Raw genomic sequence first — 18,299 nt, 5'->3', positions numbered from 1 at the left:
CACAACGGATCCGTGTGGCCGCACGACAACGCGCTGGTCGCCACCGGCCTGATGCGCTACGGCTTCGTGGAGGAGGCCCAGCGGGTGGCGACCGGGATCCTGGACGCGGCGGAGGCGTTCGGCGGCAGGCTCCCGGAGCTGTTCTGCGGTTTCGACCGCAACGAGTACGACGCGCCGCTGCCGTACCCCACCTCCTGCTCACCCCAGGCCTGGGCGGCCGCCACCCCGGTGCAGCTCATCCGGGCGCTGCTGCGCCTGGACCCGTGGATGTCGCACCGTCAGGTGTGGCTCGCCCCTGCCTGGCCCCGGCGCTACGGACGTCTGAGCGTCCACAACCTGCCGCTCGCCGGCGCTCGCGCCGAACTGCGCGTCGACGGTGAGTCGACCCGCCTCGACGGCCTGCCGGACGACGTGGAGGTCATCAGGCAGCCGCGGCGGCCGCTCACGGCCGCGTCGACCCATCAGCAACCGACCGGCCGGTGGCCCCAGAGCGGCGCACGGACCCGGGAAAGTGGAACGGACCCAGGAAAGTGAAGGGAAACATGTCCGGCATGCGTCGCCTCGACATCGCCATGGTCGCCACTCCCTGGTACGAGCTCCCGCCCGTCGCCTACGGAGGGATCGAGGCGATGTGCGCGGCCCTGGTCGACGGCCTCGTGGAGCGGGGACACCGGGTGACGGTCATCGGCGTGGGCGTCAACGGGACCAAGGGCCGGTTCATCGCCACCGACCAGACACCCCGGAGTGAACAGCTGGGAAACGCCGGGCCGGAGGTACTGCACGCCGCACGTACGGCTCGCATCCTGCGCGACCTGCGCCCGGACGTCATCCACGACCACAGCACAGCCGGACCGCTCCAAGCCGGGCAGCGCCGGGCGCCGACCGTGATGACCGCGCACGGACCCGTGTCCGGCGACATCGGTGACTACTACCGGGCCCTGGCGGACACCGTGCACCTGGTGGCGATCTCGCGCGCACAGCAGGAGCAGGCACCCGACCTTCCCTGGTCCGCGCAGGTCCACAACGCGGTGCGCACCGCCGACTACCCCTTGCGCGAGCGCAAGGGCGACCGCGCCCTGTTCCTCGGCCGGATCGCCGCCGACAAGGGCGTCCACCTCGCCATCGACGCCGCCCGTGAGGCGGGCGTACCGATCACCATCGCCGGCCGGTGCAACGACCCCGCGGAGCGGGACTACTTCGAGAAAGAGGTCGTGCCCCGCCTCGGCGAGGACGCGCAGTGCGTGGGCGAGGCGGACCACCGCGTCAAGCTCGGCCTTCTCGCGGAGGCCCGCTGCCTGATCTTCCCGATCTGCTGGGAGGAACCCTTCGGCATGGTGATGATCGAGGCCATGGCCTGCGGCACTCCCGTCGTGGCGCTGCGGCGCGGATCCGTGCCCGAGATCGTCGACCACGGCGTGACGGGGTACATCTGCGAGGACCCGGCGGAACTGGCCGAGGCCATCCGCTGCGTCGACCGCCTCTCCCCGCGGGCCTGCCGCCAACGGGTGCTGGACCACTTCGACACGGAGCAGATGACCTCGGGGTACGAGTCGCTCTACCGCCTCTTGGCAGAGCGGCGCACCCTCCCGACCAGCCTGATGACGCTCAGGGGCTGGCGCCCCGCTCGGCGGGGCGTCCCACGGGGGGACGCGGTGGCAGGCGGCGATCGATGGCCGCTGGAGCCGCTGGAGCCGCTGGAGCCGCTGGAGCCGCTCGAGGAACGAGATCTCCCTTCGCACCCGACGTGAAAGCCGGCCGGTTTACCGCGCCGGCTGCCGCATGCGTTACGGCGAGCTGTCGCCCGCCGCCTACGGCCGGCGGCCCGCCCACGCCACGAGCCGGTCGATGGCTGGCGCCTCGGCCTGCACCTCCACAACTTCTCCGAACGGCACCCGACCGCCGCGCACACCGGCCGGCAGGGACCGGCGTACGACCTCCAGCACCCGTTCCACCAGGGCCGGGTCCCACGCGGGGCGCTGACCCGTCGCCCGGGCCAGGTCCCAGGTGTGCACGGTGAGTTCGTTCGTGTAGATCAGCGCGCCCACCGCTCCCGGCTTGGGCCCGACCGGCAGCCGCAGCTCCCGGCCCAGGATCCCGTCGTCCGCCCAGACGGCCGCGGCTTCCGCGGCGGCCGGCTCCCAGGCCGCAGCCCACGCCCCGTCGGGCAGGTCGTCGGCGAAGGACGGGACGCCGAACGGGTCGTCGCCGCGCCCGATCACCGCGACGCGGCGCAGGACGGCGACGAGGTGGCTCGACAGCCGCCGGACGTCGAACTCGTCACAGGGGGTGGGGGAGTCGTACTGGTGTCCGAGCGCACGGCCCGCCGTGACCTGGAGGCCCTGGCCGCGTCCGGGATCCCCGTCTACTCACAGCGCGGCCGCGGCGGGGGCTGGTCACTGGTCGGCGGGGCGCGAACCAACCTCACCGGCCTGACCGCCGCCGAGATCCGGGCCCTGTTCCTGGTCACCGGCCCCCTCGCCGCCACCCCCGAACTGCGCACCACCCTGCGCAAGCTGGTCCGAGCGCTCCCCCCGCCGCTGCGCTCCTACGCCGAGGCCGCCTCCCGCGCCGCGATCGCCGACGCGACGGACTGGTCCCGCAACGCCGCCACCGCCGAGGCGGGGCACCGCTCCCTGCTCCAGAGCGCCGTGGTGGACGGGGTCCGGGTCCGCCTCGGGTACGCGGGGGTCGGCAAACCGGCAGGGGTGCGGGCGGTCGATCCGCTCGGACTGGTCACGAAGGCGGGGGCCGACTACCTCCTCGCCGGTACGGACGCCGGTCTGCGGACCTTCCGGCTCAGCCGGGTCACGTCGGTGGAGCCCACCGGCGAACCGGTGGTGCGCCCGCCGGACTTCGACCTCGCCTCGGTATGGCGCGAGCGTGCGGAGGTGGTCGAAGGCAGCATGTTCGCGGTCACCGCGCGGGCCCGCGTCGCCCCCGAGGCGCTGGCCCGCCTGGAACGGCTGCTCAGGGGCCGGGTTCGCGTCGGCGAGGTGCTGGCCGACGGCTGGACGCAGGTGTGGGTCGACGGCCCGGCCCACCGGGCGCTGGCCGCGCACCTGTCGGGGTTCGGCAGGGCGGTCGAGGTTTTGGAACCGCCGGAGGTGCGCCAGGAGCTGGCCCGGATCGGCGCCGAACTGAGCGCGGTGTACAGGGCCGACGCGCGCCTGAGACGAGCGAACCCGTAGTCCCCGGTAGTCGCCTGCCGAAAATCCACGTCCCCTCAGTTTCACGCGCGGTGAGATCCGCCTATTCTCCTCGTGACTCTCGGCACGGCGACACAGAGGACGCAGGGATGAGCGGAAGGGGGGGCGGGGGCGGTGGCGAGATGCCGCGGAATCCATACGGAGGAGGGCGACCGCCGGCACCGGGTTGGCCACCAGTACCGCCGGCGGGCCCATGGCCGCCGGCCCCGGCGCGCCGCCTGACCTTCGGACGTCTCTTCAACCCGATCGCCGTGGGACGCGCGGTGTTCACACCGTCCCGGCCGGACCGTGTGCACGACCCGGTCGTGAAAAGGATCCAGGTCTTCCGGACGATCGTCGGCCTGGTCGCCATCACGTGGATGCTGCTGTCCTACGGGCTGGCGTCGGACGCCGACGCGGTGGTGGACGACCGCTTCGACCAGATCCGTACCACCCTCATCATGCTGGCGGTGACCTTCCCGGTCGCCGTCGCCGCCTTCATCGCGGCGACCCGCCCACCCAACCGACGCCTGTTCCTGCGCCGCGCGGGCAAGCCCGCCGGGGCGCTGCTTGCGCTGGTCGTCACGCTCGGCGTGCCGAGGCTGATCACGGGGCTGGGCTACGTCGACGAGCAAACGGACTGGACGGCGTCCGCGGGGCGGGTGGTGCTGCTGTTCGCCCTGGGAGCCTTCCTGTTGTGGCTCGCCCCCTTTGGTCTCTACGGCATCGCGCAGTTGCTCGTGCACGTCTTCCGGACGGCGGACCTCCACGAGACGGTTCCGCCTCTGCTCGCGACGCTCCTCGTATGGGAGGTTGCCCTCTTCGACGTGTTCCGGGGCACCTACGACAGTGTGCCTTTCGGGGTCTGGGCGGCCTTCACTCTGGGAGCCCCGCTCTCCGTCACCGCCGTGGCGCTGTGGGAGCTGCGACGGCTGCGCACGCGGCACGGCATCACGCTGCGCGGGGCGCTGCTTCGCTGAGCCGGCGCCAGAGGGTTGAGCAGCGTCGCCGTGTACGTCGTGCCATCGTGGCGCCATGACCATCGAAGTTCGCCCGGCTTCGGTCTTCGGGGACGTCCGTACGCTACTCGGCCCGAAGTCACCGGAAGCCAACGTCTGCTGGTGCCTGAGCTACCGGATCCCGTCCAAGCTCAACAAGGAGCTCCGCGGCCCCGCCCGCGGGGAGTACGTCGCCGAGCTGTGCCGTACGGGAACCCCTCCGGGGGTGCTCGCCTACGACGGCGACGAGCCGGTCGGCTGGGCCGCCGTGGCGCCCCGCTCGGACACCTCCTTCGCGCGCAACCGTAAGATCCCGCACGTCGACGACCTGCCGGTCTGGTCGCTGTGGTGCATCCGCGTACGCCCCGGTCACCGGAAGAGGGGGATCTCGCACGCGCTCATCGCCGGCGCGGTGGACTTCGCCCGCGCCCACGGCGCACCGGCGATCGAGGCGTACCCCCTCGACAACGGTGATGCCAAGGTCGACATGACGATGGCGTACGCCGGGCTCCGGAAGAACTTCGAACGCGCCGGGTTCTCCTACGCCGCCGACACCACCTCGGTGCTGGCCGGTCACCCCCGGGTCGTGATGCGGCTCGATCTGCGCTGACGGGTCAGCCGGTCAGTGGGCCGCGGGTGGCTGACGCGCGGGGAAGCGCCGCGATATCCGGGAACCGCGAAGGCCGACGGCCGCGTGGTCGACGGTCCGCTCCCCTTCGGTGGCGCCTTGCGGACCCGGCTCCACGGCGGCTGGCCGCCCGGACCCCCCCTCGGCATGCACACCACCGTCGTCGAAAAGCCGGGCTTCCGCAATCCGGAAACGTGGCGGGACTTCAACGGAAGTGGATAGCCAGTGCAGTTGGGCGAGGCCCATGCTGTGGTCCTTGCCGTCGAACGGTCGGCCCCGGTGCAGACCGGGTGACCTTGGGCGGTCTTTACAAAGGGGGAAGATGAAGGATTTCACTACGGGTCGGCGGGGGATCTTACGGCTCGGCGCGGGCGCCGCCGCGGGTCTGGTGCTCGCAGGTGCCGCGTCGAACGCGCAGGCACAGACCTTGACCGGGCCGACCGCGGGGACGGCGCTCCCCGGGTCGAGGGCCTTCGACCTGGCCGATGCGTCGGACGCCGTGTTCATGCACGAGCAGGCCTGGTGCCCCACGGTGATGCAGTGCGCGGGCTACGACCACCTCAACAAGCACTGGTACGTGGCGCAGGTCATGTACAACCCCGGGGACGGAGTGCCTTACTCGACGCGAAAGCTTGAGGGCGACATCGCCATCACCAAGCTGAGCGAGGACGGCTCGACCAGGCTGGGGCGGATGTACCTGCGCGGCTTCGGACACGGTGCCCAGATCGGCATCGAGGCGACCGCGCGGGGATCGGCTCCGTACATCTGGATCGAGTACGACTCGAAGCCGAACCAGGCCGGGGACACGGGTTTCGGCACCAGGGTGTGCCGGATCAGGTACGTAGGGCCGGCCGCCGACCAGCCGCCGCGCAGTTTTCACTGGGACGACTCGGCGGACCGTACGGCGATGGACTTCGCGGACCGTACGCCCGATCCGCTGAAGCTGCCGGGCGCCGGATCCACGTTGACGGCGCCGCGGCCGGTGGTCGACATGCAGCACCGGCGGCTGCTGGTCCGCTTCAGCCGCAACGGGCAGTTGCAGTGCGCTGTCTGGGACTTGGACGCCGCGGCCTCGGCCCCTCTGGGCGCCCCCGTGCACCACGTCGCGAATCTGCCCAGGCCCGTGTACGACGGACAGGGCTTCTGCCTCTACGGCTCCTACCTGTACATGCTGGAGGGCGAGGCCTACGCCGCCGGCGGGCCGGGCGATCCGGCGGACATGGGCACGACCTACATCACCCGGGTCGATCTGAACACGGGGGCCTCTGAGCGTGGGCTCACCCGTGCCCTGAAGAGCCTCGTCCACCGGGAGCCGGAGGGCATGAACATCATGCTCGTCCCCGATCCGGCCGTCCCCGGCCGTTTCCTGCCCCGGCTGACCTTCGGTTTCGCTTCGGGTACGTCGGGCGACCGCCGGGTGAACGTCGCGTCCAAGGACGCACTGGTCTAAGGGCGTTGGCCGAATAGAGGGCCAGGCCCCACTTCTGCGGCCGCGTGCGCGGCGCCTCTCGGTCGACCGACTGCCGACTGTCGGCTGCCGCCGTCCGACTGCCGACTGGCGGGTGCCGGCGGGCACCCAGCGCTGACGGCTGCCCCGGCCTGCGGACATCACCCGGCGAAGAGGCCGTGAAGAAGAACTCCGAAAGGGAAAAGTGAACAACCGTAAAGCGTATTACCGAAGTGCCGCAGTTTCCGTCGTACTCGTCTCCGCCCTCGGCTTCGGCGCGTCCACCACCGCCACCGCGGTGCCGTCGGCGGCAGCGGAGCCGCCCGCGGCGTCCGCACAGCTCGAGACCGGTGACGCGGACTACCCCGGCGCCGGCCAGGGCGAGATCACTCCCGTGCCCCAGTCGTTCCGTTCGGAGGCGAGCCTGGCCGCCGCCGCCATGACCCGCAGCGAAGCGATCAGGCGGGCCAAGTCGTGGGTCGGCAAGGGCCTTGACTACAGCTGGACGAATTACCACGAGGGCTACCGGATGGACTGCTCCGGATATGTCTCCATGGCGTGGGGCCTCTCCTCGTCGCTCACCACCCCGGCGTTCGTGCCGGGCGGTGTCGCCGAATGGATAACGAAGGCAGAACTCAAGCCCGGTGACGCGCTGCTGGACGACGACTCGGGTGCCGGCGGCCATGTGGTGCTCTTCGAGGACTGGGCCAACAGCGCCAAGACCTCGTACTGGGGCTATGAATTCACTCCCAGTGGTGTGCACCACCGCATCATCCCCTACCCCTACTTCAGCGGTAACGGCCCCTTCCTGCCCGTCCGCATGAAGAACATCGTCGACGACGCGGTCCCCGTCCCCGAGAAGCAGCAGGACGACACCGCGACCCGCGTGAACGCGGACTTCAACGGTGACGGCCGGGACGACATGGCCGCGATGTACGGCTACGACGACGGCAGCGTCGCCCTCTTCACCTTCCTGGCGAAGCCCGACGGCGGCTTCGCCGCACCGGTCAAGTCTTGGGCGGTCGGCCCCAAGGAGTGGTGGTTCGATCACGTCCAGCTGACGGCCGGTGACTACAACGGCGACGGCAAGGCCGACCTCGCCGCGATGTACGACTACAGCGACGGCTCGGTCGCCATGTTCACCTTCACCGCCAAGGCGGACGGCGGCTTCAACGCCCCCGTCAAGTCGTGGAACGTTCCGCCGGGCCAGTGGTGGCCGGAGCACGTGAAGCTCGCCTCGGGTGACTTCGACGGCAACGGCCGCGACGAGGTGGCGGCCTTCTACGGCTACGACGACGGACGGGCCGCCCTGTTCACCTTCAAGCCGGACGCGACGGGCAAGTTCGCCGACCCGGTGAAGTCGTGGAACGTACCGGAGAAGTCCTGGTGGGGCGAGCACGTCAAGCTCGCCGTGGGTGACTTCGACGGCAACGGCCGGGACGACGTGTCGGCGATGTACGGCTACGACTCCGGCGCCGTGGCCATGTTCACCTTCAAGTCGACGGCCGTCGGCGGCTTCACGGACCCGGTCAAGTCCTGGAGCGTGGAGCCCGGAAACTGGACCTTCGCCAACGTCAAGCTGACCGCCGGCGACTACAACGGCGACGGGCGCAGCGACGTCGGGGCCTTCTACGGCTACAGCGACGGACGGGCCGCCCTGTTCACCCTGACCGCCCGGACGGACGGCGGCTTCAACGCCCCCGTCAAGTCCTGGAACGTACCGACCGGGCAGTGGTGGGCGGAGAACGTCCAGATCGCCTCGGGCGACTCCGACGGCAACGGGCGCAGCGACATCGCCGCCTTCTACGGCTACACCGACGGACGGGCCGCCCTGTTCACCTTCAAGCCGGACGCGGCAGGCAACTTCGCCGACCCGGTGAAGTCGTGGAACGTACCCGAGAGGTCCTGGTGGGGCGAGAACGTGCAGCTCGGCTGAGCGGCACCGCGACTCCATGACAAGCACCCGGGGGCCGGGCGGGCATGACGCCCGTCCCGGCCCCCGGCCGCCGCCCATCGGAAGAGAACACGCACCCATGACGCGTACGACGCACCGCCTCAGACCTCTGATCACCGCCTCGGCCCTCGCCGCCCTCACGCTGACCGGGTTACCGATGGCGCAGGCAGCCACCACCGAAGCCGGATCGCAGCGCGCCACGCAGGACACCGAACCGGTCGGCTACCGAGGTCTGACCCTGGACGTTCCCAAGCGGTGGAAGGTCGTGGACCTGGAGAGGTCCCCGGCCACCTGTGTCCGCTTCGACACCGCCACGCTCTACCTCGGCCACCCCGGAGCCGAGCAGTCCTGCCCGGCCGACCCGGTGGGGGAGAAGACCGACGCCCTCGTCGTCGAGCCGCTCGCGGGAGCGACCGTCCTCGACCCGGCCGCCGTGATCCGCGTTCCGCCGGGCGGCACGCTGCCCGACCGGCTCCCGGCGAACACGGACCGCGAGGTGAGGATCGCGGTCGAAGGGGCGGGACTGCTCATCACCGCCGCTCACGGCGCCTCCACCCAGGCGATCAGCGCCGTAATCCGGTCCGGCAGGATCGGCGGCGACGCCCGCCCCGGCGCCCTCGCCACCGAGCCGGCGGCCCGGACGGCCGCGCCGCGCACCGCGCTCGCCGCCGCGGCTCCCACCACCGGATACACCGGCAAGGCATTCGACGCCTGCGCCGCCCCCTCCGGCTCCGCGATGACCGCGTGGCAGGCCTCGCCCTTCCGCGGTGTGGGCATCTACATCGGCGGGCCCACCCGGGTCTGCGCCCAGCCCAACCTCACCGCGGGCTGGGTGGACGCCCGTACCGCCGACGGCTGGCACATGCTGGCGATCTACGCCGGCCTCCAGGCCGGCGGGGTGTCGGCCACCAACGGCGTGCAGCAGGGCAGGACGTCGGCGGACGACGCCGTCGCCAAGGCCAAGGGCCTCGGGTTCTCGCCGAACTCGGTGATCTACACCGACATGGAGCCGTACTCCTCCGCGACGTACCGCACCCGTGTCATGGACTACATCTCCGGCTTCAGCGCGCGGGTGCGCGAACTCGGGTACCGGGCCGGGGTGTACGTGAACACCAGCAACTCGCCCGACATGGCCGCCCTGCACAACAACTCGCGCTACGCGAAGCCCGACGTACTGTGGGGCGCGAACTGGAACGGCCTGGCCGACGTCTCCAACTCCTCGATGAACCTGCCGGGCAGTACGTATTGGGGTGGCAAGCGACGCGTTCACCAGTACCTGGGTGACACCCCCGAGACGTTCGGCGGCGTCAGGATCAACATCGACTACAACTATGTGGACGTAGCCGGCGCCGCACCGCCGCCCGAAGTCGTCCGGGACAACGCGGCATCCCGCGTGAACGGTGACTTCAACGGCGACGGCCGCGACGACGTGGCCGCCATGTACGGCTACGAGGACGGCAGCGTCGCCCTCTTCACCTTCCTGGCGAAGGCCGACGGCGGATTCCTGGACCCTGTGAAGTCGTGGAACGTCCCGCCCAAGGAGTGGTGGTTCGAGCACGTCAAGCTGTCCGCCGGCGACTTCAACGGCGACGGCCGGGCCGACCTCGCCGCGATGTACGACTACTCCGACGGCAGCGTCGCGCTCTTCACCTTCCTGGCCAGGGCAGACGGCGGATTCAACGCCCCGGTCAAGTCCTGGAACGTACCGCCGGGGCAGTGGTGGCCCGAACACGTCAAGCTCGCCTCTGGTGACTTCGACGGCAACGGCCGCGACGAACTGGCCGCCTTCTACGGATACGCCGACGCGAGGGCCGCCCTGTTCACCTTCAAGACCGACACGGCCGGCCGGTTCGCCGCACCGGTGAAGTCGTGGAACGTCCCCGAGAATTCCTGGTGGGGCAAGAACGTGAAGCTCGCTTCAGGGGACTTCGACGGCAACGGCCGGGACGATGTGGCCGCCTTCTACGGTTACGACGACGGGCGCGCCGCGCTGTTCACCTTCAAGTCGACGGCCGTGGGCGGTTTCAGCGATCCGGTGAAGTCGTGGAACGTGCCGGAAAGGTCGTGGTGGGGCGAGAACGTCAAGCTCACCGCTGGTGACTACGACGGCGACAAGCGGGCCGACGTGGCGGTGATGTACGGCTACGACGACGGCGCGATGGCCCTGTTCACCTTCCTGGCCAAGGCAGACGGCGGATTCAACACCCCCGTCAAGTCCTGGAGCGTCGCCCCGGAGAACTGGTGGGCGGAGAACGTCCAGATCGCCTCCGGTGACTTCGACGGCAACGGCCGATCGGATGTGGCCGCCTTCTACGGCTATACGGACGGCAGGTCCGCCCTGTTCACCTTCGCGTCCGATGCGGGGGGACTCTTCGGTACGCCGCTGAAGTCCTGGAACGTGCCCGAGAAGTCGTGGTGGGGGGACCACGTCAAGCTCGGCTGACCCCTTCCCCCTCAACACCTGCCACCGCACCGGGGCGGCGGTGCCTGCCGGCGCCGCCGCCCCTTTCCCATGCCCGGCACGTGCCCGCGAGGCGTTCACGCCTCCCAAGGGCCGCCCGGGCGACGTACAGACAGGACTTCAACCATGACGAAGTACCGCGACAGGACCGAACGGGGCGCGGGAAGGCACGGCCTTCGCGCTGCCGCCGCCGCGACGGCCCTGCTGACCGGCTCGGCTGCTCTGGTGGGCATTCCGACCGCCACAGCCGCCTCCGTGGCCACCTGGGACAAGGTCGCCCAGTGCGAGAGCGGCGGAAACTGGAGCATCAACACCGGCAACGGCTACTACGGCGGTCTCCAGTTCTCCCTCAGCACCTGGCAGGCCTATGGCGGCAGCCGGTACGCCGCCTACCCGCACCACGCGACCAAAACGCAACAGATCCTCATAGGCGAGAAGACCCTGGCCGGACAGGGAGAAGGGGCCTGGCCCAGGTGCGGCCCCGCGGGCGGTCTCGGCAGTGACGACACGAACCCGTATCCCGCCGAGCCGGTCGAGCCCGCCTGGCGCGAGGACGCGGCGTCCCGCGTGCACGCCGACTTCAACGGCGACGGCAGGGACGACACGGCGGCCTTGTACGGGTACGCCGACGGGTCGGTCGCCCTGCACACCTTCCTGGGCAGGCCGGACGGCGGGTTCGCGGACCCGGTCAAGTCCTGGCGGGTGGCCCCGGGCAACTGGTCGTTCAAGCGCGTCAAGCCGGTCGCCGGCGACTTCAACGGCGACGGACGGGCCGACCTCGCCGCGATGTACGACTACGCGGACGGCTCGGTGGCCATGTTCACCTTCACCGCGAAGGCGGACGGCGGTTTCGCCGATCCGGTCAAGTCGTGGAACGTTCCGCCGGGCCAGTGGTGGCCGGAGCACGTGAAGCTCGCCTCGGGCGACTTCGACGGCAACGGCCGCGACGAGGTGGCGGCCTTCTACGGGTACGCCGACGGGCGGGCCGCCCTGTTCACCTTCAAGCCGGACGCGACGGGCAAGTTCGCCGACCCGGTGAAGTCGTGGAACGTACCGGAGAAGTCCTGGTGGGGCGAGAACGTCAAACTCGCCGCGGGCGACTTCGACGGCAATGGCAAGGACGACGTGGCGGCCTTCTACGGCTACGACGACGGACGGGCCGCCCTGTTCACCTTCACATCCACCGCGACGGGCGGATTCGGCGCCCCCGTACGGTCGTGGAACGTTCCCGAGAGGTCGTGGTGGGGCAAGAACGTCAAACTCACCTCCGGCGACTACGACGGCGATCAGCGCACGGACCTCGCCGTGATGTACGGCTACGACAGCGGAGCGATGGCACTGCACACCTTCCGCGCGAGGGCGGACGGAGGCTTCGCGGACCCGGTGAAGTCGTGGAACGTCGCCCCGGGGGAGTGGTGGGCGCACAACGTCCAGATCACCTCGGGCGACTTCGACGGCAACGGCCGGTCCGACGTGGCGGCGTTCTACGGGTACGACGACGGGCGCGGCGCTCTCTTCACGTTCACGTCGGACACGCTCGGCAGATTCGCAGCGCCGATGAAGTCGTGGGCCGTACCGGCGAAGTCGTGGTGGGGTGACAGCGTGCGGCTGGGCTGACAGCCGGAGGGACGACGGGCGGGCCGGGCGGTGAACTCCGCCGGGCCCGCCGCCGCCGACCGCTCAGCGGCCGTCGATCAGCGCCTCGGCCAGCTCCGGGGAGAACGTGCCGGCCGGCGGGGAGCCCGCCGGGCACTGCGAGGAGTTGCCGTCCGAGTCACCCGGGTTCTTGAGCCACAGCCGGTACTCCGCCCCGCCGGCGCTGCCGACCCGGGACGTCACGCCCAGCTTGCGCGCGGACGGGTTGCAGAACCCGACATGGCCGCTGCCCGGCGAGCCCGGGACGACGTAGCCGCCGTTGCCGTTGCGGGACGTGTCGACCACCCAACGGCTCGTCAGGCCGAAGTCGGCCTTGAGCTGGGCGGCCAGCCGCTTGGCGTAGTCGTCGGCGACGACGGTGTCGTCGAAGTTGGACACGTTGACCGAGACACCACGGGCCATGGAGACACCGGAGCGGCCCAGCAGGTATGCCATCTTCTTGAGGCCTATGCCCTGGGTGCCGCTCAGGTCCGGACCGAGCGTCCAGGTGGCGTTGCCCGCGTCCAGGTACGTCTGCACGAACTTGCCCTGCTGCCGCAGGTGCTGAGTGGCGTACGAGAGCATGTCGAAGCGCTGCTCGGCAGCCCCCTTCATGCAGGCGTCGTCGGAGGACTGGGCCACCGCGTCCGGCTCCAGCACGACGATCGCAGGACGGCCCGCGATGCCCTGCGCGAACTTGTCGATCCACGCCTTGTACAGATCCGGCGAGCCGGCCCCGCCGGAGGAGGCTCCGCCGCAGTCCCGGCCGGGGATGTTGTAGGCGACCAGGACCGGCACGCGGCCCTGTGCGGCGGCGGCGCCGACGTAGTCGGACACCTCGGTCTGGATTCCGGTGGCGGCGTTGTCGTCGGCGTCCCAGTCCCCGAACCACTTCACGGTGTTGTGGTCGGCGATGGCGGCCTTGATCTTCGCGGCGCGGGTGTCGCCCGGGTTGTTCTTGACCCAGGTCGCCGCGTTGTTGGCAGGGTCGACGTAGAAGCCCTCGCGGGCGGTGGAGGTGGTCAGGGAAACGTTGTCGATGACGACATCCGTCTTCACCGGCTGGCCGCCGAACTGGAAGGTGACCGCTCCGGTCGTGGTGTCGATTCCGGAGGTGAACGTCAAGGTGAAGCGCTTGGACACGGTCGTCAGATCGACGGTCCGGTCCAGTGCCGCGGTGTAGGGGGCGGCACCGAGCTGGGCGGTCGTGCGCAGCTTGGCCGCCGCGGAGGCCTTCGCGTCGAAGGACAGCGTGTACCGGACGCCTGGGCGGAGCCGGACGTCGTTCTGGCCGACCATGGCGTCCCACAGGTTGCCCGTCCCGGCGCCGACGGTCGCGACCATCGCCCCGCCGGTGGAGGCCATGGTGGCACCGGAGGACCACCAGCCGGTGGTCCCGGCGGCGAACGTGCCGTTGTTCGCCAGCTCGCCGTAGACCGGCTGCGCGTCGACCGCGGAGGCGGACGGGGCGGTGGACGTCAGCAGAGCGGCGGCCAGCACGGGGGCAGCGGTCGCCCGTAACAGTCCGAGTGTCGTGTTCATGGGGAACGGTCCTTCTTCCAGTCGTGACGGGCCGGCCGAGAACGGCGAAGGAACCCTCATGTGAAGGTCCCCCTCTTCGCGCGGTTGATCAGCAAAACGCACGGACCCACCTCCATGATCGCCCGACTGTCGATCACGGCACAACAACGTCCCGTGGGGAAGCCGTTCCGCTGCGGCTTGACGCCCTTCACTTTTCTCCACGCGCGCCGCGCACCGTTTGCGAGGGGGTCTCCCCGTACGTCTTGCGGTAATAGCCGGTAAAACGGCCCAAGTGCGTGAACCCCCAGCGCAGAGCCACGCCGGTGACGGTCTCCGTCGTGTGGCCGTAGGCGGCGGCGAGGAGGTCACGGCGCGCGCGGCCCAGCCGCACGCTGCGCAGATACGCCAGCGGGGTGACGGCCATGTGTGTCCGGAAACCCTCTCTCAGACTCCACACGCTCACCCGGGCGGCCTGCGCCATGTCGGCCACCGATATGGGTTCGTGGGCGTGTTCGACGCAGAAGTCCGCAGCGCGCCGTACGGCGGCGGGCAGGGCGGCCGGGCCCCGGCCCGCCACCGAATCGACCAGCGTGTGCGGTTGTGCGTCCAGCAGCCCGTTCACGAGGAGCTGCTCGAAATGCTGTACCGCCAGCGGTGAACGGACGGCGAGGCCGGAATCGGCGAACTCGGCGAAGTGCTTCACCAGACTCAGCCACGCCCTCACCGGCTCCGCCGCCTCGTCAAGCACGGGCATGAAGTCCAGGGACCTCTGCGGCGGGTCGCTGAGCCGGAGGCCGAGAGCCTGATCGACCATCGGACGGGGGATGATCAGGACCCGGTTCAGGCTGTCCTGGTTCCAGCGCATCGATACGTTCTGCCCCGGCCCGATGACACTGAGCGGCGAGGAGAGCGCCTCTCCGTCCACGGTGATGGAACCGCCGCCGGCGAGCGGAACATGCACGTTGTAGAAGTCCAACGGCGCTCCGGGGGTGACCTCGACCTCGGCGCCGTACCCCAGCTCGTACAACCCGATCTTCCCTTGGTGGGCACACCGGAAGTGACCGTCGAGCGGATGATCAGCCCGCACCGACAAGCGATTAGGAGCGAACCTCGTGCTGATCAGATCATGCAGCTCCTCCACGTCGCTCCCTCGGAAGAGGAGACCCTGGTCTCCAGCCGCCGCATCCTCTAATTCGGTTTCGTCCATGGCAGGCGTACGCCTCTCTCGTGTGGTGGTGTGGATCTCGGCAGGCCGCCCCGCGGGCGGGCATCCCAGCATTGATCACGCTGAAAGCCCGCAAACCACCGGGGTGCTCATCGTGGAGGCAGGCTCAAGAGGTGAGCAGTTCCACGGCTTCGTCGGTGCCGGGGTCGCGTCCGCCCGAGCGGACCGCACGTCGAAGCGGTGATCGGCGATGCGCCCGCGTGGTGGGACGCTCGCCTGATCGAGCGGATCGTCAGCCACGGGGAGCGGGAGTTGGGCAGCCGTGATGTCTCCGGTTCGCGGCCGGGGACGCGTGTCGGCAGTGATGGCGTACTTCGAGGCCGCGGGCCGGGTCAGTCGTCGAGGCGGGTCGTGCCGAGCCGGCTGACCATGGCCGGGTCGCGGTGGTCGAAGAACAGTGACCTGCCGGTGTCCAGGGTGGCGATCTGGGACATCTGGTCCTCGGTGAGCCGGAAGTCGAAGACGTCGAGGTTCTCCGCCATGCGCTCGGGGCGGACCGACTTGGGGATGGTGACGATGTCGCGCTGGATGAGCCAGCGCAGGACGACCTGTGCCACGGACTTGCCGTGCTGGTCGGCGATGCTGCTGAGGACCGGGTGGGTGAAGAGGTTGTTCCTGCCCTCGGCGAACCCGCCCCAGGACTGGATCTGGACCCCGCGCTCGCGCATGATCTCCTGGTCGGCGGTGCGCTGGAAGAACGGATGGGTCTCGATCTGGTTCACCGCAGGCGTGACCTCGTTGTTCTCGATGAGGTCGACGAGCCGGTCGGGGTAGAAGTTGGCCACGCCGATCGCCTTGATACGCCCCTCCCGGTACAGGTCCTGCATGGCACGCCACTGCCCGTAGACGTCGCCGAAGGGCTGGTGCATCAGGTACAGGTCGAGGTGGTCCAGGCCCAGCTTGTCCATCGACCTCTCGAAGGCCCGCCTGGTGCTCTCCTCCGCGGGGGCGTCCTGGACCCACAGCTTGGTGGTGACGAACAGCTCCTCGCGCGGGATCCCACCGTTCTTGATCGCGCGGCCGACGGCTTCCTCGTTGCCGTAGGCGGCGGCGGTGTCGAGCAGACGGTAGCCGACGGCCAGGGCTTCGGTGACGGCCCGCTCCGTCTGCTCCGGCGGGATCTGGTAGACACCGAAACCGAGGATCGGCATCTGGACGCCGTTGCTCAGCGCGACGGTCTGCATGAGGTTTCCTTACCGTGGTTCGGGTGGGCTGCGGCCCGGGTTCCATATCCGGACTCCGTACGGCGAGGCGTGGCTGACCGAGCCCGCAACCAGCGGACCGCTCATCGCCACATTCCCGCGCCCGGGGTGTTCCCGCGAGCCGGGACGGCGGCGGCTGCGCAGGGACGCGGCAGTGCCGCCGGGCAGGTCAGTACGTGAACGCGGCCTTCTCGGTGGTGGACCAGACCGTGGTGCGGGCCGATGCATTCCCCCGTTCCGGCCGGCACAGAACGTGCTCAGGTGGTCCAGCAGGGTGAGGTGTACGACGTGGCGCGGGCGGCGGGCGGTCGGCCGGCTCGGGGCCTGATTCCGCCGACGGGACGCCGGGCCGGGTCTGTGGTCGCGGGCGGTGGCTGAGGCGGTGGACGCCGAGGCGGTGCGGGCGGCGCACCGGCTGGCGGAGGCCCTGGGGGTCCAGCTCCCGCTGCGCCGGCCGCCCGGAACGTTCCCTGCGGGGTACGGAGCAGGACCACCGCGCCGGAAACCATCAGCTCACGCGCGGCGGCTCGTCCGGGATGCCCGATCGGCGCTGGGACTGAAGCGAGCAGGCACTGCGCACCCTCTCACCGAGGAAATCAAGACCGGCGAGACGCGGGCAATCCCGTCGGTCGCCTCGCTGTACCGGGCGCTCGCCGAGGCCGAGGACGCCACGGCGGACGAGGCCAGGATCCTCATACGTCGCCCTGCCGCCGCCCGCGCGGCCCGGTGTGGCCTGCGGGCGGTGTTCCAGGCGGGGCCGGGCCGGCGCTCTCTGTTGTCCGCGCCCTCGGTTCCGCCGGTGTGGGGCCGTAGGGCAGCACTCTCTGTCGCCCACCCCCTCAGTCCGCAGGAAGCTTGCTCACGCAGTCAGGCTCGCGGTCAGTGCATGAGACGGCCGTGAGGGGAAAGCCGCCGGGTATGACACGCACACCGAACCCAGAGCACAGTGACAACGGCGAGCACCTCACCGGCCGGGATGGCCGCGCGGGCCCGGATGAGCAGGTCGAGGAGCAGGCGCCGGATCGGCCTTCTGAGATGCCCAAGCGGTCATGGCCGGCGGTGCTGCGCGGCACGCTGAAAGAGTTCAAGGACGACGAGCTGGCAGACCGGGCGGCGGCGCTGACGTACTACGGGGTACTGGCCCTCTTCCCAGCGCTGCTGGTGCTGGTGTCTTTGCTGGGCGTCGCCGGCGAGTCCGCGACGAAGCAGGTGCTGGACAATCTTCAGAAGCTGACTCCCGGCTCCGCGCGCGATGTGATCAGCAATGCGGTGCAGCAGCTTCAGGAGAACAGCGGCGTCGGCTCGCTCCTGGCGATCGTCGGACTGGCCGTCGCGATCTGGTCCGCCTCCGGGTACGTCGCCGCGTTCATCCGCACCTCCAACGCCGTCTATGACATGCCCGAGGGCCGCCCGGTGTGGAAGGTCCTCCCGCTTCGTCTCGCCCTGACCGTCACGCTGATGATCCTCGCCGTTGCCAGCGCGCTGATCGTGGTTTTCACCGGCGGCCTCGCCCGCCAGGCCGGAGCCGCCCTGGGGATCGGTGACAGTGCGCTGACGGTGTGGTCAGTCGCGAAGTGGCCAGTCCTGGTGCTGCTCGTCACGATCATGATCGCGATCCTGTACTGGGCGGCGCCGAACGCGAAGGGCCGCGGCTTCAAGTGGGTGACCCCGGGCAGTTTCCTTGCCCTGGTGATCTGGATGATCGCCTCCGCCGGCTTCGCGTTCTACGTCGCGAACTTCGCCTCCTACAACAAGACGTACGGCACCCTCGCAGGCGTCATCATCTTCCTGGTGTGGCTGTGGATCACCAACCTCGCGATCCTCCTCGGCCTTGAGTTCGACGCCGAAATGGTCCGCCAGCGCGCGGTCGCGGGAGGCCATCCTCAGGACGAGGAGCCGTACGTCGAGCCTCGCGACACCCGCACGTGGAGTGATGAAGACCGGCGCCGCCTGGAGTGAGCCGGTGTGGAACGGCCTCTGGCCGAGAAGCCGCTGGGCATTGAGACCTCGACATTCGCGGCCGCCGTCCGGGACTGCCGCCGA

Annotated in this window: 12 protein-coding genes and 2 pseudogenes; 10 read left to right on the top strand and 4 right to left on the bottom strand. The window is 70.2% G+C overall.

The window, feature by feature from the left end; all coding sequences use genetic code 11:
- Window positions 1-534 (top strand): annotated as a pseudogene (locus ACWDYJ_RS18995) (hypothetical protein); the annotation flags it as partial.
- Window positions 535-542: 8 nt separating this feature from the next.
- Window positions 543-1,748: a glycosyltransferase family 4 protein gene (locus ACWDYJ_RS18990; RefSeq protein ID WP_451566706.1), complete on the top strand. Its 1,206-nt coding sequence runs from the start codon at window positions 543-545 to the stop codon at window positions 1,746-1,748.
- Between the two features lie 60 nt (window positions 1,749-1,808).
- Here the strand turns inward: ACWDYJ_RS18990 and ACWDYJ_RS18985 are convergent.
- Window positions 1,809-2,291 (bottom strand): annotated as a pseudogene (locus tag ACWDYJ_RS18985) (TIGR03086 family metal-binding protein); the annotation flags it as partial.
- 12 nt (window positions 2,292-2,303) lie between these two features.
- On the opposite strand from ACWDYJ_RS18985, the gene ACWDYJ_RS18980 reads away from it, so the two are divergent.
- From ACWDYJ_RS18980 to ACWDYJ_RS18950, 7 genes are all read left to right on the top strand, one after another.
- Window positions 2,304-3,188, top strand: coding sequence for a helix-turn-helix transcriptional regulator (locus ACWDYJ_RS18980; protein ID WP_451566705.1), 885 nt, complete (start codon window positions 2,304-2,306; stop codon window positions 3,186-3,188).
- A gap of 323 nt (window positions 3,189-3,511) precedes the next feature.
- On the top strand, window positions 3,512-4,165 hold the full coding sequence (locus ACWDYJ_RS18975; protein ID WP_451566704.1) for a hypothetical protein: 654 nt from the start codon (window positions 3,512-3,514) through the stop codon (window positions 4,163-4,165).
- Between the two features lie 55 nt (window positions 4,166-4,220).
- Window positions 4,221-4,793, top strand: a complete 573-nt coding sequence (locus ACWDYJ_RS18970) for a GNAT family N-acetyltransferase (protein WP_451566703.1) — start codon at window positions 4,221-4,223, stop codon at window positions 4,791-4,793.
- 340 nt (window positions 4,794-5,133) lie between these two features.
- A complete protein-coding gene (locus ACWDYJ_RS18965; RefSeq protein ID WP_451566702.1) occupies window positions 5,134-6,261 on the top strand; it encodes a hypothetical protein in 1,128 nt (375 codons plus the stop codon).
- A 202-nt stretch (window positions 6,262-6,463) separates the two neighbouring features.
- The gene (locus ACWDYJ_RS18960) at window positions 6,464-8,194 is read left to right on the top strand and encodes an FG-GAP-like repeat-containing protein (RefSeq protein ID WP_451566701.1); all 1,731 of its coding nucleotides are present in this window, start codon (window positions 6,464-6,466) and stop codon (window positions 8,192-8,194) included.
- Between the two features lie 97 nt (window positions 8,195-8,291).
- A complete protein-coding gene (locus ACWDYJ_RS18955) occupies window positions 8,292-10,655 on the top strand; it encodes a glycoside hydrolase domain-containing protein (protein ID WP_451566700.1) in 2,364 nt (787 codons plus the stop codon).
- Between the two features lie 144 nt (window positions 10,656-10,799).
- Entirely contained in the window at window positions 10,800-12,290 is a 1,491-nt protein-coding gene (locus ACWDYJ_RS18950) for a transglycosylase family protein (RefSeq protein ID WP_451566699.1), read from the top strand.
- A gap of 63 nt (window positions 12,291-12,353) precedes the next feature.
- Here ACWDYJ_RS18950 and ACWDYJ_RS18945 read toward each other — a convergent pair whose 3' ends face one another.
- The 3 genes from ACWDYJ_RS18945 to ACWDYJ_RS18935 form a co-directional block, all read right to left on the bottom strand.
- A complete protein-coding gene (locus ACWDYJ_RS18945; protein WP_451566698.1) occupies window positions 12,354-13,850 on the bottom strand; it encodes a glycoside hydrolase family 6 protein in 1,497 nt (498 codons plus the stop codon).
- Between the two features lie 187 nt (window positions 13,851-14,037).
- Complete coding sequence (locus ACWDYJ_RS18940) at window positions 14,038-14,970, bottom strand: AraC family transcriptional regulator (protein WP_451566697.1); 933 nt, start codon at window positions 14,968-14,970, stop codon at window positions 14,038-14,040.
- Between the two features lie 416 nt (window positions 14,971-15,386).
- Window positions 15,387-16,238 (bottom strand): aldo/keto reductase, encoded by an 852-nt coding sequence (locus tag ACWDYJ_RS18935; RefSeq protein ID WP_451566696.1) that lies wholly within the window; start codon window positions 16,236-16,238, stop codon window positions 15,387-15,389.
- Between the two features lie 936 nt (window positions 16,239-17,174).
- Here ACWDYJ_RS18935 and ACWDYJ_RS18930 point away from each other — a divergent pair.
- Window positions 17,175-18,215, top strand: coding sequence for a YihY/virulence factor BrkB family protein (locus ACWDYJ_RS18930; RefSeq protein ID WP_451566710.1), 1,041 nt, complete (start codon window positions 17,175-17,177; stop codon window positions 18,213-18,215).
- Window positions 18,216-18,299 lie beyond the last annotated feature (84 nt).

It is taken from the genome of Streptomyces sp. NPDC003042, from assembly GCF_053591315.1.
This window is presented reverse-complemented; position numbering and strand designations above follow the sequence as displayed.